We start from the raw sequence: 22,503 nt of genomic DNA on the forward strand, positions 1-22,503 counted from the left end.
TCTCTGAATAAGAGGTCGCGCCGGTATAAGACGCGGGAGATACCGGGTTTTTCCGTCTTCCCGGCCTTCCGACATGGACAGGGAAATCGTCGCGGTCAAGAGGCTATTGCATAATTCCTTAAATCGGAATCGATTGAAGCATAAAATTATGCGGCACCTCTAACGTGTTACAGCGACCTTTGCGCGTCATATGTGACGCGCGGCGCTGTAATGCGATTTTTGCGCTTGGCGCGGCGATGCTATGCTTAGAATCGGTACGCGTATCACAGTTTTCAATCCAGCATGGAGATCGACACCAGTCCGCCGGGATGCCGATGCAGCCGGCCGGCCATGTCGAGTTCGAGAAGAACGGAATGAACGGCCGATATCGACAAGCCGGTGTGACGGACGATATCGTCGATCTCGACCGGCGTCGGCCCTAGCGCCTCGACGATATGGTCCCGCTCTGCATCATCGGGCGGCGTGGAGAGCGGCTTGCTTCTTTCGAGGGGTGCCGTTGCGGGGCGCGGGCGAAAGAGATCCGGCTCGGTGAGCGGCCGTAGCGCTTCGACGACATCGTCCGGTGTCGTGACGATCATCGCGCCATCTTTCAGCAGGCCGTTCGTTCCTTCGCAGCGCGGATCGAGCGGCGAGCCGGGAACGGCAAAGACGAGCCGGCCGAATTCGCCGGCAAGTCGCGCTGTTATCAGCGAACCGGATCGCGTTGCCGCCTCGACCACCACGACACCGAGCGAGATGCCAGCGATGAGGCGATTACGGCGCGGAAAGTCGCGCGCTCGCGGCTCCCAGCCAAAGGGCATTTCGCTGACGGCAAGCCCGTTGCCGTCCCATATGTCGTTGAGCAGGCTGATATTCTCGGGCGGGTAGGGTTGGTCGAGGCCACCAGCCATGGCGGCGATCGTGCCGGTGGCGAGGCTTGCGCGATGGGCGGCCGTGTCGATGCCGCGTGCCAGACCGGAAACCACCGCATAACCGGCCTCGCCGCAGATGCGTGCAATCATGGCGGTGAATTTGGCGCCGCTGATCGAGGCATTTCGTGAGCCGACCATGCCGATGGCCGGCCTCGTAGCTACGGACATGTTGCCTTTGACGGCAAGCAGCGGCGGCGCGCCATCGATCTCGCGAAGGGCAGGGGGATAGTCCGGCTCACCGATGCCGATGAAGCGTGCGCCGAAGCGGTGCGCTGCCTCCAGCTCCCGCAGGGCATCCCGCTCATCGGCAATGCGGATCGCGCGCGTCGAGCCGCCGCGCTGCGAAAGCTCCGGAAGCGCAGCCAGAGCCGCTTCAGCCGAACCATAGTGATTGATGAGGTCACGAAAGGTGGACGGACCGACATTGTCCGAACGGATGAGCCTGAGCCAGGCGATCCTTTGTTTTTCGGTCAGCGCAACTCCCGTCCGTCTTGCGCTGCCTGTGTCCATTATCCCTTTGCTCCGATCTTGCCTTCCGTTCCCGCGGTCAGCCGGGCAATATTGGCCCTATGCTTGTACCAGGAGATGACGGTCATCAGCGCCATGACGGCGGCGATCTTATCGGCCCCCAATATCCACAATACAACCGGGATGACAAGAGTTGCAACCAGTGCGGAAAGCGAGGAATAGCGGGTGGTAAAGGCGATCGCCAGCCAGACGATGGCAAAGATCAGGGCCATCAACGGTGCAAGCCCGAGCAGGATGCCGAGATAGGTAGCGACACCCTTGCCGCCCTTGAAGCCGATCCAGACAGGGAAGATGTGACCGATGAAGGCGGCAAAGCCGGCAAGAACGCCGGCATCCTCGCCAAAGAAATGCGCGGTGATCAGCACGGCGGCCGTACCCTTGAAGGCATCGAGCAGCAGGGTTGCGGCTGCAAGCCCCTTGTTGCCGGTGCGCAGCACGTTGGTCGCGCCGATATTGCCCGAACCGATGTTGCGCACGTCGCCGAGCCCGGCCATGCGGGTCAGCAGGAGGCCGAAGGGAATGGAGCCGAGCAGATAGCCGATGACAAGCGCGGCCAGCGCGGTCTGCAGGGTAAGCTGCCAAGTCCAGAAATCAGCCATCGCGTCTTATTCTCCGTAAACCCTGGCGCTTGCCTTAGAGACTGTGAACCAGCTTGCCGGCGACATAGGTTGCAACCGCCCGGCCGCTCATTCTCGCGTCTTCGAAGGGCGTATTCTTCGAGCGCGACAAAAGCATGTCTTTTGCGACAAGCCAAGGCTCGTCGAGATCGACGAGAGCGATATCCGCTTTGGCGCCGGGCTTCAGTGTGCCGGCGGGCAGCCCGAAGATCTGTGCCGGCCGCGTCGAGAGCGCATCGATGAGCCGCATCAGGCTGACTTGGCCACTATGATAGAGCCGGAGCGCTGCCGGAAGCAGCGTTTCCAGCCCGACCGCACCGTCCTCTGCCTCGCCGAACGGCAGGCGTTTCGTATCCACATCTTGCGGATCATGCGAGGAGACGATGATGTCGATCGTGCCGTCGGCCAGCGCCTCGATCATGCCTGTGCGGTCATCCTCGGAGCGCAGCGGCGGGTAGAGCTTGAAGAAGGTCCGGTACTCGCCGATGTCGTTCTCGTTGAGCGCCAGATTGTTGATGGAGATGCCGCATGTGACCTTGGCGCCACGCGAGCGGGCGAGGCGGATCGCCTCGGCCGATTCCGGCACGGAGATCATAGCAGCGTGATAATGGCTGCGCGTCAGCGCCGCGATGCGAAGATCGCGCTCGAGCGGAATGAGTTCAGCTTCCTTCGGAATGCCTGAGAGCCCGAGCCAGCTTGCGAGCAGCCCTTCATGCATCACGCCGTTTGCGCCTAGATATTTGTCACGTGTCTCGCAGGAAATCACCGCGCCGAATTCGCGTGCATAGGTCATCACTCGGCGCAGAATCTGGCTATCGTGGACGCTGGAATGCGCGTCGGTAAACACGACGGCTCCGGCTTCGCGCAGCAGGCCGATTTCCGTCATCTCATCGCCGGCCAGCCCCTTGGTGAGAGCCGCTGCCGGATAGACATTGACGACGGCCGTATCGCGCGCCGTCTTCCTGACGAATTCGACAAGGGCAATATCATCGATGACCGGGTCCGTGTCCGGCATCATGATGAAAGAAGTGACGCCGCCGGCCGCTGCCGCGCGGCTGGCAGACGCGATCGTTTCGCGATGTTCGCCGCCAGGCTCGCCGACATGGACGCGCGCATCGACCAGGCCGGGAATGGCGACAAGCCCATTGCAGTCGCGAACGGTCGCGCCCTTGCGAACGCCGTGGCTCTTCGCATCCTTGCTGGAGGCTACGATGACACCGTCTTCGACAACGATCGTGCCGACCTCGTCGAGATCGCGGGAGGGATCGATGATGCGGACGTTCTGAAGGATGATCGAGTTGCTCATGCGCCTGCTCCCTCGCTGCGAGGCCCTTGGTTCTGTGAAACGAGCAGCGTTTCCATCACGGCCATGCGGACGGCGACGCCCATCTCGACCTGTTCGGCAATGACGCTTTGCGGGCCGTCCGCTACTTCGGAGGCGATTTCCACCCCGCGGTTCATCGGCCCCGGATGCATGACCAAAGCATCCTCCTTGGCGGCCTTGAGCGTTTCTGCGTCGAGTCCGTAGAAGTGATAATATTCGCGCACCGAAGGCACGAAGGCGCCGGACATACGCTCGCGCTGCAGCCGCAGCATCATTACAACGTCGGCATCCTTCAGCCCTTCTTTCATCGAATGGAAGACTTCAACGCCCATGTCGGCGATGCCGGCCGGCAGCAGCGTGGCGGGTGCGACGACGCGGACGCGTGCACCCATGGCGTTGAGAAGCAGGATATTGGAGCGGGCGACGCGCGAATGCAGCACGTCGCCGCAGATGGCGACGATGATGCGCGAGAGCTTGCCCTTGGCGCGGCGGATCGTCAGCGCGTCGAGCAGGGCCTGGGTTGGATGCTCGTGCTGGCCGTCGCCGGCATTGACGACGGAGCAGGAGACCTTCTGCGCCAAGAGCGCGGCAGCGCCTGCGCTCGAATGGCGGATGACAAGCACGTCGGGCCGCATGGCATTCAGCGTCATCGCCGTATCGATCAGCGTCTCGCCCTTTTTGACCGACGAGTTGCCGACCGACATATTCATCACATCGGCGCCCAGCCGTTTTCCGGCCAACTCGAAGGAGGATTGCGTGCGCGTCGATGCTTCGAAGAAGAGATTGATCTGCGTCAGCCCGCGAAGCGTCGATGTCTTTTTCTCGCGCTGGCGGCTGATCTTGACCGCCTCGTCGGCCTTGTCGAGAAGATAGGTGATATCCTGCTCGGTGAGGCCCTTGATGCCAATGAGGTGGCGGTGGGGAAAGAAGACCATAAACCTGCCTCCGGATTTCGTCAGGCGGTCTATAAAGAGGGAGCGCCGATGGGGCAAGCGGGGGTATGTGCCGAGGCCGTTTGTTCCCCATGCAATTTCGCCCGAATCCCGCTACAGGAGCGATGCCGGTGGGAGACGTAACTTCCAGTTTCCCTTTGCAACCCACTTGTTCTACAAGCGATTCATGACCCAAGCGACCCGGACTGACGACCCCTTTGCCGACCTGAACCAGCCGAGCCTCTGGACCGGCATCAATGCCTATCGTTCCGATCCGCTGATCGTCGATCTCACCTCCGGCCTGCCGCGTTCGATACGGGAAGAACTGGAGCAGCATGGTCGTTTCGTCACCTCGCACGAGGCCCAGGAACTGGCGCGCATGGCAAACCAAGGCGCGCCGCAGCTGCGCACCCACGGCCCGCGCGGCGAGCGTCTCGATGTCGTCGAGTTTCACCCCGCCTGGCACGCGCTGATGCGTCGCTCCATGGCGATGGGCCTGCATTCCTCGATCTGGGATGCGCAGGCTGACCCTGAAGCAAAGGGTCATTCGCACAAAGTGCGCGCCGCCCGCTTCTATCTGACGGCGCAGCTCGAATGCGGCCACCTCTGCCCCCTCACGATGACCAGTGCCTCGGTTGCCGCCATGATGGCCTCGCCGGCGGTGCAGAAGGATTGGGCACCGAAGATTCTCTCGCGTAAGTACGATTCGTCCAACAAGCCCGCCATGCAGAAGAGCGCCGTCACTATCGGCATGGGCATGACGGAAAAGCAGGGCGGCACGGATGTGCGTGCCAACCGGACGAGTGCCGATAAGGTCAGCGATGGCATCTACAGGCTTTCAGGCCACAAGTGGTTCATGTCGGCGCCGATGAGTGACGCCTTCATCATGCTTGCGCAAACCAAGGACGGCATGGGTTGCTTCCTGGTGCCGCGTCTTTTGGAAGATGGTTCGGCCAACGGCCTGCATTTCCAGCGGCTCAAGGACAAGCTCGGCAACCGATCGAATGCCTCCTCCGAGGTCGAGTTCACCGATACGTTCGGCTTCCTGCTCGGAGCACCAGATGGCGGCATCCGCACCATCCTTGACATGGTGACGCTGACGCGACTCGACTGCGCTCTGGCATCCGCTGGCATCATGCGCGCCTCGCTCGCCGAGGCCGTGCATCACGCTCGCGGCCGCAGCGTCTTCGGCAAGATGCTGGTCAACCAGCCGATCATGACGCGCGTACTTGCCGATATGGCGCTCGATGTCGCCGCCGCGACTGCACTCGCCTTCCGCCTGGCCGAAGCCTTCGACAAGGCGAGCGGCAGCACGGAAGATGCGGCCTATGCCCGCGTCATGACGCCGGTCGCCAAATATTGGTGCTGCAAGATCGCGCCCGCGCTGATCTATGAGGCCATGGAGTGCATCGGCGGCAGCGGCTACATCGAAGAGCGCCCGATTGCCCGCCATTACCGCGAGGCCCCCGTCAATGCGATCTGGGAAGGCTCCGGCAACGTCATGGCGCTAGACGTCCTGCGCGTGTTGAACCGGGGCAAGGACCTGTTCGAGACCGTCTTTGCCGGTCTCGCCCGCGATCTCGGCCCGGCCGGCAAGAAGACCATCGATGTCCTGCGTGCCGCCATGGCGCTTTGCGAGCAGGACGAGGGCGCTGCCCGCCTGCTGGTGGAACAGATGGCGCTCGCGGCCGGGGCCGCCGAGCTTTATCGCCTCGGAGCTGGCAAGATCGCCGATGCCTTCATTGAAACCCGTCTCGCTGGCGGCTGGCGCGCCACCTATGGCATGCTCGATTCGCGCTTCGATGCCAGCTACATCGTCGATCTATTGTATCCGCCTGCGACATAGCACTGCGCCAGCGGCTCTGTCGCGGCATCCTTGATTGATGCGATACCAATATTTATTATCTATTGGTATCGGCAAGGAGGGCTTCATGGCTCGCAACACATCCATCTCGCTGGGGGATCATTTCAGCGCCTTCATCGAGGCACAGATAAAGACAGGCCGGTATGGCTCTGCCAGTGACGTTGTTCGCGCAGGTTTGCGCTTGCTTGAAGAGCACGAGGCAAAGGCCAAGGCTCTGCAGAGTGCGTTGATCGCCGGTGAGGAATCTGGGGAGGTTGCTTCCTTCGATAACGTCGCATTCCTCAAGCGAATGCGCACGACCTATGGTGAATAGGTCCCGCAAGTATGGTCTTTCCCCGCTTGCGTTGGCCGATCTTGAAGGTATCTGGCGATATACGGTCGAGAACTGGTCTGTAAGACAGGCCGAGATCTACCATGCCGAAATCGTCGGGGCTTTCGAGGGATTGGCATCCGGTGTGAAAATTGGCCGCGCGACCGACATCCGCGACGGCTATTTCAAATATGCCGTAGGGTCCCATGTGATCTACTATCTTTTGCGGGATGGTGAAATCGCGATCATTCGTATATTGCACCGGCGAATGGATGTCGGTCGGCATCTTTGAAGAGATGTCTGGCGTCCGAAACGACAGTGTGGTTTGGTCAGTTCCTCTAATCTGTGGATTCGCGCGTTTTGACGGACAGAGGCCTGACGGCTTTGTTGTTTAGGGCGACTTGGCTTGTTATTCACCGCTCGGTGACAGATTGGAGTCGAGTCGATGGCCCCCGCGAACGCTGCCGTTAAAATCCCTTTGGAAATGCCTGTCGTCGAAAAGCGCGTGCGCAATCGCGCCGCGACTGAGCAGGCAATCCTGGACGCCGCCAAACGGCTTCTGGCGGAGGAGGGGTTCCAGAATTTCGGTATCAATGCGGTCGCCCGCGGCGCCGGCTGCGACAAGCAGCTGATTTACCGCTACTACGGCGGCTTGAATGGCCTTGTGGAGGCCATCGGCACCGATCTCGGCAGCTGGGTCACCGATCGCATTCCCGACGACACCGGCGGCATGTTCCTTCTGACCTATGGGGACCTGATGGAGCGGCTTTCGATGCTGTTTCTCGATGCTTTGCGCGCTGATCCCCTCATGCGCCGCATCGTCGCCTGGGAAGTCTCGGAAAACAGCGAGCAGGTGCGCCGACTGTCCGAGGCCCGATCCAAGGCGCTCGCCGGCTGGATTGAGCGCATGCGCGGCTCGCTCATGCCCCCCAAGGGTGTCGATGCCCAGGCTGTCAATGCCATGATCTTTGCGGCCATCCAGCATATCGTCCTGGCCGCGGCTGTCAGCGACCAATGCGCCGGTCTTGCGCTGAAAAATGCAAAGGATTGGGAGAAGGCGGCAACGGCCTTGAAGCGGATCGTGCGCGGCGTCTACGGCTGATATCGACCACGGGGCAGCGGATATCCACAGGCTCGCTCCGCCATTAACCTTAACAAATGGTTTACGTTGCGTCGCAGCGGTTAACTCGTCACTGTTGGAAGATGATTAGTTAACCATCAAGCGTGCAGCCATGGGGTTGAAACCCACTAAATTCGTGTTTCTCGTGACGGCGGTGATGTTCTTCGCTGTGCTCGCACTAGATATCACGCTGCCCGCGATCGTCTTGAGCGCCATGGCGCTGTCGAACTGGCTCGTCCTTTCGGCTGGCACGACGCAATTTCAGCGTCGAAGGGGTACCGCATGAAGTGGTTGTTGATTTGCTGGGCCGGACCGGTCTCGTTTCTCGGGGCATGGTATTACCTGTCGTACTACGACATGAGCTTCGGCATCTTCATGCTGACGCGGCAGATGCATGACCTCGTATTCGACATTTACGGCAAGATTCTCGGCATTCCGCCGGAAACCATCCCGCCGCTGGTAGCCCGTGCGATCGCCTTCGACAGCCTGCTCGTCTTCGCGATTTTCGGCTTCCGCCGCCGCGCTGCCATCATGGAATGGTGGAGGCGCCGTCAGGCATCGAGGTCGGGCAAGGTCGCTCTTCCGAGTGCCGACAGCCTATCCAACGCTCCCTGAAGAATGAAGCTTGCCGCTGCCGAGTCGATCCGTTCGGCGCGCTTGGCCCGTGAGACGTCCATTTCCAGAAGCGCTCGCTCGGCGGCAACGGTCGAGAGCCGCTCGTCCCAGAAGACGAAGGGTAGGGCGGTCTTTTCCGCCATGCTTCGCACGAAGGCGCGCGTTGCCTGCACGCGCGGTCCGGCAGAGCCATCCATATTCATCGGAAGCCCTATGACGAAGGCTGCGACCTTTTCCTTCTCGGCGAAAGCAAGCAATGTTTGGGCATCCTGGGTGAATTTCACGCGCTTGAGGACCGGGCGAGGCGTGGCAAAGCGCCGCCCGAGATCGGACATCGCAAGCCCGATCGTCTTCGTGCCGAGATCGAGACCGGCAATCGGCTGGCCGGGCAGGAGCATCACGGCTAGGTCTTCGATGGTCAGCGTCGTCATCAGGGTCTCGCTCTCGTCAAAACAAATTGAAGTCCTAACCGCTTTTCTTTGCTGCGGTTTGGGATATCTCCTAGAGCATTTCCAGCAAAAGCGCACAGCGGTTTTGCCTGCGGAAATGCGGAAGAGCCAATAGAAGGAGCGTTTCCATCGGAAATGCTCCAGACACCAGCCTTTCATTTCAAATCAAGTCATAAGGAGAAATCCAATGAAGATCACCTGGCTCGGCCATGCCGCTTTTCGTATCGAAACGGCCAAGGCAAAAATACTGATCGATCCATTTCTGTCTTACAATTCTTCCTTTGCGGCCGCCGGTCTCAACATCAAGGACGTTGCGCAGGGCGTGACCCACATCCTGCTGACGCACGGCCATGCCGACCACGTCGGCGACACGGTTCAGATCGCCAAGGACACCGGCGCGGTCGTGCTCGCGAATGCCGATCTCGCTTCCTGGCTCAGCACCAAGGGCGTCGAGAAGCTGGAAATGGGCAATACCGGCGGCACCGTCGGCCTCGGCGGCTTCTCGGCCACCTTTACCAATGCGCTGCATTCCTCCGCCCAGATCACCGAAGACGGCGTTTCCCACGCGCTCGGCAACCCGAACGGCCTGATGCTGCATTTCGACGACGAGCCGACGCTGTTCCACATGGGCGATACCGACATCTTCTCGGACATGGCCCTCATCAACGAACTGCATCAGCCCGATATCGGCATCCTGCCGATCGGCGACCGCTTCACCATGGGCGGTGCCGTGGCCGCACTCGCCTGCCAGCGCTTCTTCAACTTCAAGACGGCCATTCCCTGCCACTACGGCACTTTCCCAATCATCGACCAGACGCCGGAAAAGTTCATCGCCGGCATGGAAGGCTCGAAGACGGCGGTTGCGGCGCCGAAGGCGGGCGAGAGCATTTCTGCCTGACGATACCCGTTGCGTATGGCGGGCATGGCCTTTATAGCGTGAAGCAAATCCACTTCGGTGGGTAATCTTGCTATCCGGAGAATGCCATGTCCGTCGATCTCGCTACTGTCAAACGCGTCGCCCATCTTGCCCGTATCGCCGTCAATGAAGACGAAGCACAGCGGATGATGGGCGAGCTTAACGGCATTCTGGGCTTCGTCGAGCAGCTTTCCGAAGTGAATGTCGATGGCGTCGAGGCCATGACCTCGGTAACCCCGATGGCGATGAAGAAGCGTGCCGATGAAGTGACGGATGGCAATAAGGCCGCCGACATCGTCGCCAATGCGCCGAATACCGATCAGAATTTCTTCCTGGTGCCCAAAGTCGTCGAATAACGGTTCCCTCGAGCCCTTTCCGACCCGTTGCCCAATTCCAGATCTGAAGCGAAACAAAATGAGCGAACTGACCAGCCTGACCATTGCCGAAGCCCGCGACAAGCTGCGCGCCAAGCAGATTACCGCCACTGAACTGACCGAGGCCTATATCTCGGCGATCGATGCGACCAACGGTCAGATCAATGCCTATATCGCTGTTACGCCCGACAAGGCGCGCGAGATGGCCAAGGCCTCGGACGCCCGTCTCGCCGCCGGCAACGCCGGCGCGCTCGAAGGTATACCGCTCGGGATCAAGGATCTGTTTGGCACCGAAGGCATCCACACCCAGGCCTGCAGCCACATTCTTGACGGCTTCAAGCCGCGTTATGAATCGACTGTCACGCAAAACCTCTGGAATGACGGCGCCGTCATGCTGGGCAAGCTCAACATGGATGAGTTCGCCATGGGCTCCTCCAACGAGAGCTCCTATTACGGCCCCGTGATCAACCCCTGGCGTGCCGAGGGTTCGAACCAACAGCTCGTCCCCGGCGGCTCGTCCGGCGGTTCGGCTGCAGCCGTTGCCGCGCATCTCTGCGCAGGAGCGACCGCTACCGACACCGGCGGCTCCATCCGCCAGCCGGCCGCCTTCACCGGCACCGTGGGCATCAAGCCGACCTATGGCCGCTGCTCGCGCTGGGGCATCGTCGCCTTCGCCTCGTCGCTCGACCAGGCCGGCCCGATCGCCCGCGACGTGCGCGATGCCGCCATCCTTCTGAAGTCGATGGCAAGCGTCGATGCCAAGGATACGACCTCCGTCGACCTGCCGGTGCCGGATTACGAAGCTTCGCTCGGCCAGTCGCTGAAGGGCATGAAGATCGGTATTCCGAACGAATACCGCGTTGATGGCATGCCGGAAGAGATCGAGACGCTCTGGCAGCAGGGCATCGCCTGGCTGAAGGATGCCTGCGCCGAGATCGTCAACATCTCCCTGCCGCACACGAAATACGCGCTGCCGGCCTATTACATCGTTGCGCCCGCCGAAGCCTCCTCGAATCTTGCCCGCTACGACGGCGTCCGCTACGGCCTGCGCGTCGACGGCAAGGATATCGTCGACATGTATGAAAAGACGCGCGCTGCCGGCTTCGGCCAGGAAGTGAAGCGCCGCATCATGATCGGAACCTATGTTCTCTCGGCCGGCTACTACGACGCCTATTATCTGCGCGCGCAGAAGGTTCGCACGCTGATCAAGCGTGACTTCGAACTGGCCTTCAACGCCGGTGTCGACGCGATCCTCACGCCCGCCACGCCATCCTCGGCCTTCGGCATCGCCGACGAGGACCTCGCGTCCGATCCGGTGAAGATGTACCTGAACGATATCTTCACGGTGACGGTCAACATGGCCGGCCTGCCCGGCATTGCTGTCCCCGCTGGCCTCGACCCGAAGGGCCTGCCGCTCGGCCTGCAGCTCATCGGCAAGCCGTTCGAAGAAGAAACCCTCTTCAAAACCGCCCACGTCATCGAACAGGCCGCCGGTAAGTTCACGCCGGCGAAGTGGTGGTAAGCGCCACACTCGGACGAGCGGGCTTGATGAGCGATCTCGTCAAGTTTCGCGGAGTTTAAAGCCAATAGAAAAAGGGCCGTCCGGAAATCCGGACGGCCCTTTTTCATGTGCCAATATTCCGCCCGCGCGCCATCACACTTTGGACCGAAATACGATCATAAATTGCAGCCGGCCGTTTGGTCTCGTCCTCTGCAACCGAATCGGAAGGTCTCTTCATGCTCAAGCAAGTCACGGCGATCCTGCTCCTCAGCGCATCCTTTCCAGCGATTGCGCTGGCGGCCGACAACGGGGCCATTCGATCCATCACCTTGTCCTCTGGCGGTCTGGCCCAGGTTTCCAGATCTGCCAATATCAATAGCGACGGCATGATCCGGATCGAGGTACCGCTCGATCAAGTCGATGATATCTTGAAGAGCCTTGTGGTGAATGGGTCGGCGGGCTCGGTGGCCGGCATGTCGCTGGCGGGGCCGCAGCCGTTGCAGGAGACCTTCAAGGGCCTGCCGTTCACGCCCGAAGCGCTTTCGTCCGTGCCGTCGCTTCTGACATCAATGCAGGGCGCCAGGGTGTCCGTCACCAGCGGGGGAAAGACCGTCGAGGGAAATATTCTCGGTATCGAGACGAGAAAGTCCGGCGATAAAGCAGCGGCTTACCTGCTCACCGTTATCGACAGGGATGGCGCAGTGGAGACGCTGGCACTGGGCGAGGACGCATCCGTCCGGCTTGAGGATGCCGAACTGAGAGCGAAGATCGCCAAAGCTGCGGCAGCCATCGCCCACGGCAAGAACGATCGCACACGCACCATCGATATCAAAATGAACGGTGTGAAGGACGGCAGCGCCGTCGGCCTGACCTATGTCGTGCCGTCTCCGGTCTGGAAGACGGCTTACAAGGTCGTCATCGACGGAAATGACAAGGCGCGCCTGCAGGCGTGGACGGTGCTGGAAAATGCCAGCGGTGAAGACTGGAAAGGCGTGAAGTTGACGCTGACCTCGGCCGAACCGGTCACGCTGAAGCAGGGTCTGCACCAGCTCTATTGGCGCGAGCGGCAGGAGGTGCCGGTCAACACGGCGTCGAACAATGTCCCCGATCCCGACAGCGGCGATCTCTCAAACAGGCGGCGTCTCGCTTCTGGTGCCGAGGCGCCGGCAATGCCCGCCCCGCGACGAGCGATGAAGAGCATAGGCGGAAAGATGGCCGACGCTCAGGCCTATGAGGCCGATGAATTGGCGCGGCCGGCGGAGCCGATGCAGGTTGCCGCCGGAGACCCGGCCACGGCGACCGAAAGCGACATTTCTGCCACTTTCGAGCTTCCGGGGACCTACGATCTGGCCAATGGCGATACCTTGTCGGTGCCGATCATGGACGCGGATGTGGAAGCCGACATGGTGGACATGTATCGGTCCGGCAGCGCCTATCGCAATCCCATAGCTGCCGTGATGCTCAAGAATACCACCGGCGTCAGCATGCCGGCGGGAATTCTGACGCTCTATGACGGCAAGGCGGGCTATGTCGGCGATTCCCAGATGTCGGCACTGCCGGAGGACGACACGCGCCTCGCCAGCTTCGCGACCGATCGCAAGGTTACGATCAGCGAGCAGCAGACGCCAACGGAGGAGATTGCCTCGCTGAAGGTTGTCGATGGCGTGATGAATGCCACCGTCAAATATCGCCAGACGACAACATACACCGTATCGGGCGCGCTGGACGGCGAACGGACTGTTGTCATCGAGCATCCGATCCGGGATGGCTGGTCATTCTCCTCATCTGAAGGTTTCGGCAAGACGGCAACCCACCAGCGGCTCAAGGCGATCGTGCCGGCAGGCACGGAGAAAGTGTTGACCGCAGTCGACGAGCAGCTTCAGAGCAGCAGTTATGCTCTGGTCGATGCCGAACCGGACATGCTGCTGGGATGGTCGGCTTCGGCACATGACAAGGCACTTACGGATAAGCTCACAAACCTCGCAGATGCGCGCAAGAGGCAGGTTGCCGTCCAGAACGATCTGGAGCGGCTCGACAGCGAGATCGAGAAGACCACCAGCGAACAAGAACGGATAAGACAGAATCTCGGTGCCGTACCTGACAATAGCGATCTGAAGAAACGCTATTTGAAGGCTCTGGCGGATAGTGAGGATCAAATCGCCGCCATGAACGAAAGGCGCGATGCGGTGCAGGCAGAAAGCGATCGCCGCGGTAATGACGTGGCGGAGATCATCCGCACCTTCTGATCGCCCAGGGCTTTCTTTTCCGAATGGTATCGCCCGACGAGAGCCGCCTCATTCGGCGGCTCTCGTGTCCGGCTTATCGATTGTTCAACTGCGCCCTCACCAGCCGCAATCCCTTCTCGCTGATGCGATAGGGAAGGCCGTCGGTGGATTTTATCGCCTTGAGGCGCTTCAGCCGTCGGAAGAGGTCGAGGTCGAAATCGGGGTAGACCCAGCCATCTCGCGTAAAGCAGTAGACTGTCTCGATCTTCTTATTGTCGCTGCGTTCGATTTCGATGCGCCCGCCCTGGGCGAGCAGGTGAAGAATGCGCTGTTCCGCGCGGGAAATGTCCATTGTTGTCAGAATCCGTATAGCGCCAAAGGGCGCACAAAAACGATCCGAGCCTTCCCTTGGGGAAGTCGGGGCTTCGTTTTTCAGGCCCGGCACGCAAGAAGACTTGCGAGCGGGGCCTCTACCGGGACTGACAAAAGTTAGACATCAAAACTCCGTTGATGTCTCTCTCTAAAACAGGTTGTGCCACGTCGTCAAGTTCAACCCATTCGATGCGTTTTGCTTCGTAGCTGTTTGCCAATCTCGCCGCTGGCAAATGCTTTCTATGGGTGCTTTACTATCTCCAAATAGCGGGGGCCTGATGATCCACATTCGCAATGCCCATGAAGGTGAAACTGCGGTATTGGCGAGCATCGGCCTGCGCTCCTGGCAGAAGGCGATGAGCGCGATCGGCGGCACGGGTGAACTGCTGGAGAGTGCCAGCGAAGCCTTTGAAAATTTCACCCGCAATCTGTGGCTGACGATATCAGTCATAGAGCTCAACGGCGAGGCTGTAGGATGGGCAGCGCGCGAGGCGCTGGACGAGGCGATTTCCGATTTCTGGATCGATCCGGATTTCGTCAGGCGCGGCCTCGGCACAGCGCTTTTGGCGCGGATCGAAGCGGATGTGCGCGGGCAAGGACTGGAGAAGGTTTCATTGCAGAGCCATGCGGGCAACACCGATGCCATCGCCTTCTTCAGGGCACGCGGCTATGAAATCCGCTGGCTGTCGATCGTCTATTCCCCCAAGCTCGACAGCGACGTGCCAACGGTCGGGCTTTCGAAATCGTTGGTCGATGACAGCGATGGCGCCTATGGCCCGGGCATATAGCAAGCGGTCGATGCCGAAAGCCTTGCGCCGTCACGCCAATTGCTCTACCTCACCAAAGCAGAAAACAGCATTATACAAGAGCTTCCCATGACCATTGTCGACGTCCGTACGCCTGATCCGAAACGCTTCATTCCCGGTGCCACCGGTGATTGGGAAGTCGTTATCGGGATGGAAGTCCACGCCCAGGTGCTGAGCAACTCCAAGCTCTTCTCCGGCGCCTCGACGGAGTTTGGCAAGCCCCAGAATTCCAACGTGTCGCTCGTCGATGCCGCCATGCCAGGCATGCTGCCCGTCATCAACGAGGAATGCGTGAAGCAGGCCGTGCGCACCGGCCTCGGCCTGAAGGCGCAGATCAACAAACGTTCGATCTTCGACCGCAAGAACTATTTCTATCCCGATCTGCCGCAGGGCTATCAGATCTCACAGTTCAAGGATCCGATCGTCGGCGAGGGCAAGATCGTCATCTCACTTGGGCCGGATCGCCAGGGCCAGTTCGAGGACATCGAGATCGGCATCGAGCGCCTGCATCTGGAGCAGGATGCAGGCAAGTCGATGCACGACCAGCATGCCACCATGTCCTATGTCGATCTCAATCGCTCCGGTGTCGCGCTGATGGAAATCGTCTCCAAGCCGGATATCCGCTCGTCGGATGAGGCGAAGGCCTATATGACGAAGCTGCGCTCTATCGTGCGCTATCTCGGCACCTGCGACGGCAATATGGACGAAGGCTCGATGCGCGCCGACGTCAACGTCTCGGTCCGCCGCCCGGGCGGCGAGTTCGGCACGCGCTGCGAGATCAAGAACGTCAACTCCATCCGTTTCATCGGTCAGGCGATCGAATATGAAGCGCGCCGGCAGATCGGCATTCTGGAAGATGGCGGCACGATCGACCAGGAAACCCGCCTGTTCGATCCGAACAAGGGCGAGACTCGATCCTTGCGCACTAAGGAAGATGCGCATGACTACCGCTATTTCCCCGATCCGGATCTCCTGCCGCTCGAATTCGACGATGCCTTCGTCGCGGAGCTTGCCGAGCATCTGCCTGAGCTGCCGGACGACAAGAAAGAACGTTTCGTCCGTGAACTCGGTCTCTCGATCTATGACGCCTCCGTGCTCGTCTCGGAAAAGGCCATCGCCGATTATTTCGAAGCGGTTGCCGCCGGCCGCGATGGCAAGATGGCTGCCAACTGGGTCATCAACGACCTCCTAGGCGCTCTGAACAGAATCGGCAAAGACATTGAAGAGACTCCGGTTTCGCCCGCCCAGCTCGGCGCGATCATCGACCTCATCAAGGCCGAAACCATTTCCGGCAAAATCGCTAAGGATCTGTTCGAAATCGTGCTCAACGAGGGCGGCGATCCTGCCGAGATCGTTGAAGCCCGCGGCATGAAGCAGGTCACCGACACCGGTGCGATCGAAAAGGCCGTCGATGAGATCATCGCCGCCAACCCGGATCAGGTTGCCAAGGTCAAGGCCAAGCCGACGCTTGCCGGCTGGTTCGTCGGCCAGGTGATGAAGTCGACGGGCGGCAAGGCCAATCCGCAGGCCGTCCAGGCGCTGGTCAAGGCCAAGCTCGGTATCGAAGAGGAATAGTCAGTGTTCTTCGTCCGTACCGCCAGCGAGCAGGACCTTGAAAAGGTCCGCGCTCTGCTCGGCGAGACTTGGCATGCGACCTATGACCGGATCTACGGACCGGAAAAAGTCAGCGAGCTGCACGCCTCCTGGCACTCGCCGGCTTCGTTGAAGGCGCGGCTGGCGAACAAGAACTCGGAATTCCTGGTGGCCGACGACGGCAAGACCATCGCCGGCATGGGTTACGCCGCCATGTCCAAAGAGATGACGAAAACCGTCATGCTTCACATGCTCTATGTCAGCCCAAAGCATCAGCGTGAGGGTATCGGCCGAGACATATTTGCTGAGCTGGAGACCTGCTTTCCCGACGCCGAGATCATGCGCCTTGAGGTCGATCCGCAGAACGAGCCGGCAATTGCTTTCTACAAGGCTCATGGCTTTGTCGAGGTCGGTCGCACGGAAAACTGCGGCAACGGGCATTCGGGCATTCCAGCACTGATTTTCGAGAAGCCGTTGACGGCCCACTGAAAGAATAGACGAGACCGTTCATGGAAGCCGCCCGCCTGCTAATCCGCGAAGCGAAAGAAGCCGACCTTCGCGCCCTGATCGGTCTATTTGCCGCCGACGCAGTGGGCGGCCATGGCGATACGACCGACCCGTCTGCCTATGACGATTACCTCCGTGCGTTTCGCATCATCGCGGCGTCGGCTGGGCAGACGCTCTATGTCGCCGAACGCGCCGGCGAAGTGGTTGGGACGTTCCAGACGATGATCACGACGACGCTGACCGGGCGGGGCGGCTCTGCCATGATCATCGAAGCGGTCCAGACGCGCGCCGATATGCGCGGGCAGGGGATCGGTGCCGCCATGATCAATTTCTGTATCGACGAGGCAAAAAGCCGCGGGATGCGGATGATTCAGTTGACATCGAATAATGCCCGCAAGGACGCGCATCGCTTCTATGAGAGACTGGGTTTCAAGCCGACGCATCTGGGCTTCAAGATGCTATTGAAATGAAGCCTTTTGCCCGCTGGAATCACTGGACAAGCAGGCCTAGGGGCGGCATAAGCAAACTATCGAATTCTGGTATCGCTCGCCCCTCAGCGGGTATCGAGGAAAAGACATGTGGAATTTCATCGTACAGACCTTCACTTGGTGGAACAGCCAAACTTTGGGAACGCGCTTCGCGACCTGGCGCTTTGGCAAGCGTGTCGGCGAGGATGAATTCGGCAACGTCTATTACGAAGGCGGCATGTCTTCCTACGGCCTCCCGAAACGCTGGGTGATCTACAAGGGCTATGCCGAAGCCTCCGCCATTCCTCCGGGTTGGCACGGCTGGATGCATCATCGCACCGACGTTCCGCCGACCAAGGAAAACTATGTCGCCAAGGAATGGCAGAAGGAACATCGTGCCAATCCCACAGGTTCGCCGCAGGCTTACCGCCCGCCAGGCTCTCTCGCCGTTGCCGGCGAGCGTCCGCGCGTGACCGGCGACTACGACGCCTGGACCCCGGGCAACTAAGCGAGAAGCCGGCTCGTCCTTTGGCCACAATTGGGCTTTAGGCGCGACATAGGCCGGCTTTTGCTCGGCGCCTTGACCGAGACCAAGCGGAGAGTGGCGGATATGATGGTTTTCACGGGGAGCGCTTCTTTGCGTGCAATGGCCGTGGCCGGCATTGCTCTCGTCGCCGGCATCTTGGCAGCTTCCACCGCCGAGGCCGCCCGCATCGCAAATCCGGTCGCCGTTTTCTCCGGCCTCGACAAGATCACCGGACGCATCACCACTTTCGATGTCTATGTCAACGAAACCGTGCAATTCGGCGCGCTGCAGGTGACGCCGCGCGCCTGCTATTCGCGAGACGATACCGAGCAGCAGAAGGTAGACGGTTTCGTCGAAGTCGACGAGATCACCCTCGATCGCCGTATCCGCCGTATCTTCACCGGCTGGATGTTTGCCGATAGCCCCGGCCTCAACGCCGTCGAGCATCCGATCTATGACGTCTGGCTGAAAGAGTGCAAGCAAAAGTCCGACGTTCCGGCGCCGGATACCGCTGGCGCGAAGTAATCGGTCTTCGAGACATTCACAGTAGGGTTATGTGCCCGCAGAAGCCTTGCTCCCGCGGGCATCGTCTTAACCGTTATCCGAATTGGCGGCGGATTCACCTATCGCCTGACGATCGGCAATCTCCGACAAGTCAAGAATGATCCTCACGCCGTCTTTGACCTTGTGACGAAAGACGTCGTTGCGGTCCGGATGGGCTCTCAACTTGCCTCCGTCACGGAGGGCCTGAAGCCGCGAGCGCGAGATCGCCAACTCCGATGCAAGCAGCCGATCAAAGCGAAGGTTCACCGGGAATTCGGCTGATATCTCGATATCAAGCAAGGTCCAGCCGCTTGCCGCACGTATCGTCTGCTTCCGGAGGATAACGTCGGGCGGCTCGTCGATACGTTTTGCTTTCCGCTTCAATCCATCAAGATCGAACTCTTGCGCTTGCACCCAATCCGGATCGCTGCGCTGCAGCGCCTCGAGCGTGGACGGGCCAAGGTCTTGAACGGTCCGGCGCTCGAAGAGCGTTCGGTTCCATGTCTTGTCGCAATCGATGCACTTATAGACAAGCCAGGCATCGAGCCGCTTGCCATTGGCGTTGAGCCGGATCTTGCCGCTCGATCTGAAGGGTTTCTGGCATCCGCAGCCGCTGCAGGCGATCCACGGCTGAGGCGATGTTTTGGGCGTAAGGGTCCAACGGACCTGAAGAATATTGCACATACCGTCTTGGTCTTCCGTCTGGAAGTCCACCAAGCTGGCAGTGAGACAAGCCCCTTTAGGCGCGGTGTGGCGATATTGCGGGACGGCTGAAGAGCTGAGACAGCGGCGGCTGCATTAGGCGCGTTTTGACAATGCCAAACCGGTCTCAGGCCATCACCCGATGGACATGAACATGCATCGGACGGCATCTTGCCGCCCTGAGGCACGGGGTGATTTGGATGAGACCGGTATTTACGACGGCAAAGTGGAACCTCTGTGCACCAATGCTCTTCGCGTGAAGGGATAGCAGACCACAATCGGAATTTGAAGTGGTCCCAAAACGCTCAGGGCGGATCGTCGGAAAAGCTGAGATTGGGCGATTCCATCGCCTTTTCCAGCATCTTCGCATAGGCATCCTTCGGCACGTCGATGGCGCCGAATGTCTTCAGATGCTCGGTGGTGAATTGCGTATCGAGCAGGGTGAAGCCGCGTTCGCGCAGGCGCTCCACCAGATAGACAAGACAGATCTTGGAAGCATCCGTGCGGCGAGAAAACATGCTTTCACCGAAGAAGGCGGATCCCAGGGAGACGCCATAGAGACCGCCGACCAGCCGGTCACCTTCCCAAGCTTCGACGGAATGGGCATGGCCGATGTGGTGCAGGGTGGCGTAGAGCGAGCGGATCGTCTCGTTGATCCAGGTGCTGGGGCGATCGCTCGTCTGTTCGCCGCAGGCGGCGATGACCGCCTCAAAATCGCTATCGAAACGGATGTCGAAGGGGTGTTGACGGATTTTCTTGGCGAGGCTCTTGGAGACGTGAAACGTATCCAGGGGCATTATACCCCGCAGTTCCGGCTCGACCCAGAAGATTTCCGGGTCATCAGCCGATTCGGCCATCGGGAAAAGCCCGATGGAATAGGCGCGCAGCAGGATCTCCGGGGTAACGCCGGGATGTCTGCCGCGCGCTCCGGGCATTGGCTAGGCCGATGTGTTTGCCAGGTAGTTTTCCAACCAGTGGATATCGTAATCGCCGTTGGCGATATCCTGGTTGGAAACTAGATCCTGGAAGAGCGGCAGGGTGGTCTTGATGCCATCCACCACGAATTCGTCCAGCGCGCGGCGCAGGCGCATCATGCATTCGACGCGGGTGCGCCCGTGCACGATCAGCTTGCCGATGAGGCTGTCGTAATAGGGAGGGATCTTGTAGCCCTGATAGGCGCCGGAATCGATACGGACTCCGAGGCCGCCAGGCGCATGGAAATGGGTGATCGTGCCGGGCGAGGGGACAAAGGTACGCGCGTCCTCGGCATTGATGCGGCATTCGATGGCATGGCCTTGGAAATGCACCTCATCCTGCGTGACCGAAAGACCACCGCCGGAAGCGACGCGGATCTGCTCGTGCACGAGGTCGATGCCTGTGATCGCTTCCGTGACCGGATGTTCCACCTGCAGGCGCGTGTTCATTTCGATGAAATAGAACTCGCCGTTCTCATAAAGGAACTCGATAGTGCCGGCGCCGCGATATTTCAGCTTCTTCATCGCGTCGGCGCAGATCTGGCCGATCTTCATGCGCTGTTCGACGTTGAGTGCCGGGGAGTTGGCTTCTTCCCAGACCTTCTGGTGGCGGCGCTGCAGTGAGCAGTCGCGTTCACCGAGATGGATGGCATTGCCTTCACCGTCACCGAAAACCTGGATTTCGATGTGGCGCGGCTTGCCGAGATATTTTTCCATATAGACGGATTCGTTGCCGAAGGCTGCTGCGGCCTCCGTGCGGGCCGTCGACCATGCCTCGATCAGGTCCTCTTCCGTGCGGGCAACCTTCATGCCGCGGCCGCCGCCGCCGGCGGTTGCCTTGATGAGAACCGGATAGCCGATTTCGCGCGCCGTCTTCAGCGCATCCGCCTCGGTCTTCACTTCGCCGTCGGAGCCGGGGACAACCGGAATGCCGAGCTGCTGCGCCGTGGTCTTGGCAGTGATCTTGTCGCCCATGATGCGGATATGCTCCGCCGTCGGACCGATGAAGGTGATGCCGTGTGCATCGAGAATATCGGCGAACTTGGCGTTTTCCGAAAGGAAGCCATAGCCGGGATGCACGGCGTCCGCGCCGGTGATTTCACAGGCGGCAACAATCTGGTGGATGTTGAGATAGCTGTCGCGCGACGGCGGCGGGCCGATGCAAACGCTTTCATCCGCCAGACGCACATGCATCGCGTCGCCGTCAGCGGTCGAATGCACCGCAACGGTCGCAATGCCAAGCTCCTTGCAGGCGCGCAGCACGCGCAGAGCGATCTCTCCGCGATTGGCTATGAGAATCTTCGAAATAATGGGCATGGGCCGACCTTACTCGATGACGACCAGGGCTTCGCCGTACTCGACCGGACGACCGTCCTGAACGAGAATTTCAGTTACCGTTCCGGACTTCGGCGCGGGAATCTGGTTCATCGTCTTCATGGCTTCGATGATGAGCAGCGTCTGCCCTTCCTTGACGGACGCGCCGACCTGGATGAAGGCAGCAGAGCCCGGTGCCGGCGCCAGGTAGGCAGTGCCGACCATGGGCGCGCTGACGACGTTGTCGGGATTGCGGGCGTTGCTTGCCGGAGCCGCTGCGGCCGGTGCTGCTGCAGCGGCGGCGGGAGCGGCATAGGCGACCGGGGCGGCAATCGGCGCCTGAACATATTGCGTCGCGCCGGCGCGCGACACGCGGATGCGCAAATCTTCCTGTTCGACTTCGATCTCGGTCAGATCCGTGTCGTTGAGAATATTGGCGAGGTCGCGAATCAGCGCCTGGTCGATACCCGATTTCTTTTCAGCCATTGGATTTCTTGCCCTGTATTTTTGTTATTGGGTGATGGATTTCAGCGCGTGCAGCGCCAGGATGTAGCTATGAGGTCCGAAACCGCAGATCATGCCCTTTGCAGCGGGCGCGATCATCGATTTGTGCCGGAATTCTTCGCGTGCGTGGATATTGGAGATATGCACCTCCACGACGGGAATGGAGATGGCGCGGATCGCATCGCGTAGAGCGATCGACGTGTGACCGTAGGCGCCGGGATTGATCGCGACACCGACGGCCTTGTCGCCGGCTTCATGGATCCAGTCCACCAGCACGCCTTCGTGATTGCTCTGCCGGAAATCGACAACGAAGCCCAGGCTTTCACCGACGGACTTGCAGTCGGCTTCGATATCCTTGAGCGTCTTGCCGCCATAGATGCCCGGCTCGCGCTTGCCGAGAGCATTTAAATTGGGTCCGTTAAGGACGAAAATAGTTTGCGCCATCAGTGGTTCCGTCAAAGTGCAGCGCAACCTATAGACTCCCGAGGCCCTATAGGAAAGCCCCGGTG

General features: G+C 60.2%; 27 protein-coding genes. 16 read left to right on the forward strand and 11 right to left on the reverse strand.

Features of this window, described 5'->3' with window-relative positions:
* Nucleotides 1-272 precede the first annotated feature (272 nt).
* Genes dprA through FHX05_RS14250 form a run of 4 tightly spaced genes read right to left on the reverse strand, consistent with a single transcriptional unit; the run spans nucleotide 273 to nucleotide 4,315 of the window.
* A complete protein-coding gene (gene dprA, locus FHX05_RS14235) occupies nucleotides 273-1,421 on the reverse strand; it encodes a DNA-processing protein DprA (RefSeq protein ID WP_183710315.1) in 1,149 nt (382 codons plus the stop codon).
* Complete coding sequence (plsY, locus tag FHX05_RS14240) at nucleotides 1,421-2,038, reverse strand: glycerol-3-phosphate 1-O-acyltransferase PlsY (RefSeq protein WP_112414706.1); 618 nt, start codon at nucleotides 2,036-2,038, stop codon at nucleotides 1,421-1,423. The genes dprA and plsY overlap by 1 nt, the downstream gene beginning before the upstream one ends.
* A gap of 34 nt (nucleotides 2,039-2,072) precedes the next feature.
* Entirely contained in the window at nucleotides 2,073-3,362 is a 1,290-nt protein-coding gene (locus FHX05_RS14245) for a dihydroorotase (RefSeq protein WP_183710304.1), read from the reverse strand.
* Nucleotides 3,359-4,315 carry an aspartate carbamoyltransferase catalytic subunit gene (locus tag FHX05_RS14250; protein WP_112410580.1) on the reverse strand — a complete coding sequence of 319 codons (957 nt, stop codon included), beginning with the start codon at nucleotides 4,313-4,315 and terminating at the stop codon, nucleotides 3,359-3,361. Before FHX05_RS14250 ends, FHX05_RS14245 begins: the two co-directional genes overlap by 4 nt.
* 184 nt (nucleotides 4,316-4,499) lie before the next feature.
* Between FHX05_RS14250 and FHX05_RS14255 the strand changes: the two genes are divergently transcribed.
* The 6 genes from FHX05_RS14255 to FHX05_RS14280 all read left to right on the forward strand — a co-directional run bounded on the left by FHX05_RS14255 (nucleotide 4,500) and on the right by FHX05_RS14280 (nucleotide 8,221).
* Nucleotides 4,500-6,158 (forward strand): acyl-CoA dehydrogenase family protein, encoded by a 1,659-nt coding sequence (locus FHX05_RS14255; protein WP_183872345.1) that lies wholly within the window; start codon nucleotides 4,500-4,502, stop codon nucleotides 6,156-6,158.
* Between the two features lie 85 nt (nucleotides 6,159-6,243).
* A complete protein-coding gene (locus FHX05_RS14260; RefSeq protein ID WP_112607112.1) occupies nucleotides 6,244-6,489 on the forward strand; it encodes a type II toxin-antitoxin system ParD family antitoxin in 246 nt (81 codons plus the stop codon).
* Entirely contained in the window at nucleotides 6,479-6,778 is a 300-nt protein-coding gene (locus FHX05_RS14265; protein ID WP_112607110.1) for a type II toxin-antitoxin system RelE/ParE family toxin, read from the forward strand. The genes FHX05_RS14260 and FHX05_RS14265 overlap by 11 nt, the downstream gene beginning before the upstream one ends.
* 153 nt (nucleotides 6,779-6,931) lie before the next feature.
* On the forward strand, nucleotides 6,932-7,588 hold the full coding sequence (locus FHX05_RS14270) for a TetR/AcrR family transcriptional regulator (protein ID WP_112607108.1): 657 nt from the start codon (nucleotides 6,932-6,934) through the stop codon (nucleotides 7,586-7,588).
* A gap of 130 nt (nucleotides 7,589-7,718) precedes the next feature.
* Complete coding sequence (locus tag FHX05_RS14275) at nucleotides 7,719-7,892, forward strand: hypothetical protein (RefSeq protein ID WP_183872347.1); 174 nt, start codon at nucleotides 7,719-7,721, stop codon at nucleotides 7,890-7,892.
* Complete coding sequence (locus FHX05_RS14280) at nucleotides 7,889-8,221, forward strand: DUF6105 family protein (protein ID WP_041677358.1); 333 nt, start codon at nucleotides 7,889-7,891, stop codon at nucleotides 8,219-8,221. Before FHX05_RS14275 ends, FHX05_RS14280 begins: the two co-directional genes overlap by 4 nt.
* Here the strand turns inward: FHX05_RS14280 and ruvX are convergent.
* Nucleotides 8,158-8,652 carry a Holliday junction resolvase RuvX gene (gene ruvX, locus FHX05_RS14285; protein ID WP_041677359.1) on the reverse strand — a complete coding sequence of 165 codons (495 nt, stop codon included), beginning with the start codon at nucleotides 8,650-8,652 and terminating at the stop codon, nucleotides 8,158-8,160. The genes FHX05_RS14280 and ruvX overlap by 64 nt on opposite strands.
* A gap of 205 nt (nucleotides 8,653-8,857) precedes the next feature.
* Between ruvX and FHX05_RS14290 the strand changes: the two genes are divergently transcribed.
* From FHX05_RS14290 to FHX05_RS14305, 4 genes are all read left to right on the forward strand, one after another.
* Complete coding sequence (locus FHX05_RS14290) at nucleotides 8,858-9,568, forward strand: metal-dependent hydrolase (RefSeq protein ID WP_112607106.1); 711 nt, start codon at nucleotides 8,858-8,860, stop codon at nucleotides 9,566-9,568.
* Nucleotides 9,569-9,654: 86 nt separating this feature from the next.
* Nucleotides 9,655-9,942 (forward strand): Asp-tRNA(Asn)/Glu-tRNA(Gln) amidotransferase subunit GatC, encoded by a 288-nt coding sequence (gatC, locus tag FHX05_RS14295; RefSeq protein ID WP_037194314.1) that lies wholly within the window; start codon nucleotides 9,655-9,657, stop codon nucleotides 9,940-9,942.
* A 58-nt stretch (nucleotides 9,943-10,000) separates the two neighbouring features.
* Nucleotides 10,001-11,482: an Asp-tRNA(Asn)/Glu-tRNA(Gln) amidotransferase subunit GatA gene (gatA, locus tag FHX05_RS14300; protein WP_183872349.1), complete on the forward strand. Its 1,482-nt coding sequence runs from the start codon at nucleotides 10,001-10,003 to the stop codon at nucleotides 11,480-11,482.
* A gap of 215 nt (nucleotides 11,483-11,697) precedes the next feature.
* Nucleotides 11,698-13,707: a DUF4139 domain-containing protein gene (locus FHX05_RS14305; RefSeq protein WP_183872351.1), complete on the forward strand. Its 2,010-nt coding sequence runs from the start codon at nucleotides 11,698-11,700 to the stop codon at nucleotides 13,705-13,707.
* A 73-nt stretch (nucleotides 13,708-13,780) separates the two neighbouring features.
* On the opposite strand, the gene FHX05_RS14310 is transcribed toward FHX05_RS14305, so the two are convergent.
* On the reverse strand, nucleotides 13,781-14,038 hold the full coding sequence (locus FHX05_RS14310; RefSeq protein ID WP_112398577.1) for a YjhX family toxin: 258 nt from the start codon (nucleotides 14,036-14,038) through the stop codon (nucleotides 13,781-13,783).
* Nucleotides 14,039-14,336: 298 nt separating this feature from the next.
* Between FHX05_RS14310 and FHX05_RS14315 the strand changes: the two genes are divergently transcribed.
* The 6 genes from FHX05_RS14315 to FHX05_RS14340 all read left to right on the forward strand — a co-directional run bounded on the left by FHX05_RS14315 (nucleotide 14,337) and on the right by FHX05_RS14340 (nucleotide 18,482).
* Nucleotides 14,337-14,846: a GNAT family N-acetyltransferase gene (locus tag FHX05_RS14315; protein ID WP_015339561.1), complete on the forward strand. Its 510-nt coding sequence runs from the start codon at nucleotides 14,337-14,339 to the stop codon at nucleotides 14,844-14,846.
* Nucleotides 14,847-14,933: 87 nt separating this feature from the next.
* Complete coding sequence (gatB, locus tag FHX05_RS14320) at nucleotides 14,934-16,439, forward strand: Asp-tRNA(Asn)/Glu-tRNA(Gln) amidotransferase subunit GatB (protein ID WP_183872353.1); 1,506 nt, start codon at nucleotides 14,934-14,936, stop codon at nucleotides 16,437-16,439.
* Between the two features lie 3 nt (nucleotides 16,440-16,442).
* Nucleotides 16,443-16,946 carry a GNAT family N-acetyltransferase gene (locus FHX05_RS14325; protein ID WP_183872355.1) on the forward strand — a complete coding sequence of 168 codons (504 nt, stop codon included), beginning with the start codon at nucleotides 16,443-16,445 and terminating at the stop codon, nucleotides 16,944-16,946.
* 20 nt (nucleotides 16,947-16,966) lie between these two features.
* Nucleotides 16,967-17,434: a GNAT family N-acetyltransferase gene (locus tag FHX05_RS14330; RefSeq protein WP_183872357.1), complete on the forward strand. Its 468-nt coding sequence runs from the start codon at nucleotides 16,967-16,969 to the stop codon at nucleotides 17,432-17,434.
* 106 nt (nucleotides 17,435-17,540) lie between these two features.
* Nucleotides 17,541-17,939, forward strand: a complete 399-nt coding sequence (locus tag FHX05_RS14335; protein WP_095434555.1) for an NADH:ubiquinone oxidoreductase subunit NDUFA12 — start codon at nucleotides 17,541-17,543, stop codon at nucleotides 17,937-17,939.
* 102 nt (nucleotides 17,940-18,041) lie between these two features.
* The gene (locus tag FHX05_RS14340) at nucleotides 18,042-18,482 is read left to right on the forward strand and encodes a DUF2155 domain-containing protein (RefSeq protein WP_183872359.1); all 441 of its coding nucleotides are present in this window, start codon (nucleotides 18,042-18,044) and stop codon (nucleotides 18,480-18,482) included.
* 66 nt (nucleotides 18,483-18,548) lie between these two features.
* Here the strand turns inward: FHX05_RS14340 and FHX05_RS14345 are convergent, their stop codons facing one another.
* The 5 genes from FHX05_RS14345 to aroQ all read right to left on the reverse strand — a co-directional run bounded on the left by FHX05_RS14345 (nucleotide 18,549) and on the right by aroQ (nucleotide 22,438).
* Entirely contained in the window at nucleotides 18,549-19,184 is a 636-nt protein-coding gene (locus FHX05_RS14345; protein ID WP_112607092.1) for a DUF1062 domain-containing protein, read from the reverse strand.
* A gap of 323 nt (nucleotides 19,185-19,507) precedes the next feature.
* Nucleotides 19,508-20,137, reverse strand: coding sequence for a leucyl/phenylalanyl-tRNA--protein transferase (gene aat / locus FHX05_RS14350; RefSeq protein WP_112607090.1), 630 nt, complete (start codon nucleotides 20,135-20,137; stop codon nucleotides 19,508-19,510).
* 3 nt (nucleotides 20,138-20,140) lie between these two features.
* Nucleotides 20,141-21,493, reverse strand: a complete 1,353-nt coding sequence (gene accC / locus FHX05_RS14355; RefSeq protein ID WP_112337486.1) for an acetyl-CoA carboxylase biotin carboxylase subunit — start codon at nucleotides 21,491-21,493, stop codon at nucleotides 20,141-20,143.
* Nucleotides 21,494-21,502: 9 nt separating this feature from the next.
* Nucleotides 21,503-21,976 carry an acetyl-CoA carboxylase biotin carboxyl carrier protein gene (accB, locus tag FHX05_RS14360; protein ID WP_183872360.1) on the reverse strand — a complete coding sequence of 158 codons (474 nt, stop codon included), beginning with the start codon at nucleotides 21,974-21,976 and terminating at the stop codon, nucleotides 21,503-21,505.
* Nucleotides 21,977-22,000: 24 nt separating this feature from the next.
* A complete protein-coding gene (gene aroQ, locus FHX05_RS14365; RefSeq protein WP_183872362.1) occupies nucleotides 22,001-22,438 on the reverse strand; it encodes a type II 3-dehydroquinate dehydratase in 438 nt (145 codons plus the stop codon).
* Nucleotides 22,439-22,503 lie beyond the last annotated feature (65 nt).

The sequence above is a fragment of the Rhizobium sp. BK491 genome (assembly GCF_014194925.1).
Classification (GTDB): Bacteria; Pseudomonadota; Alphaproteobacteria; order Rhizobiales; family Rhizobiaceae; genus Rhizobium.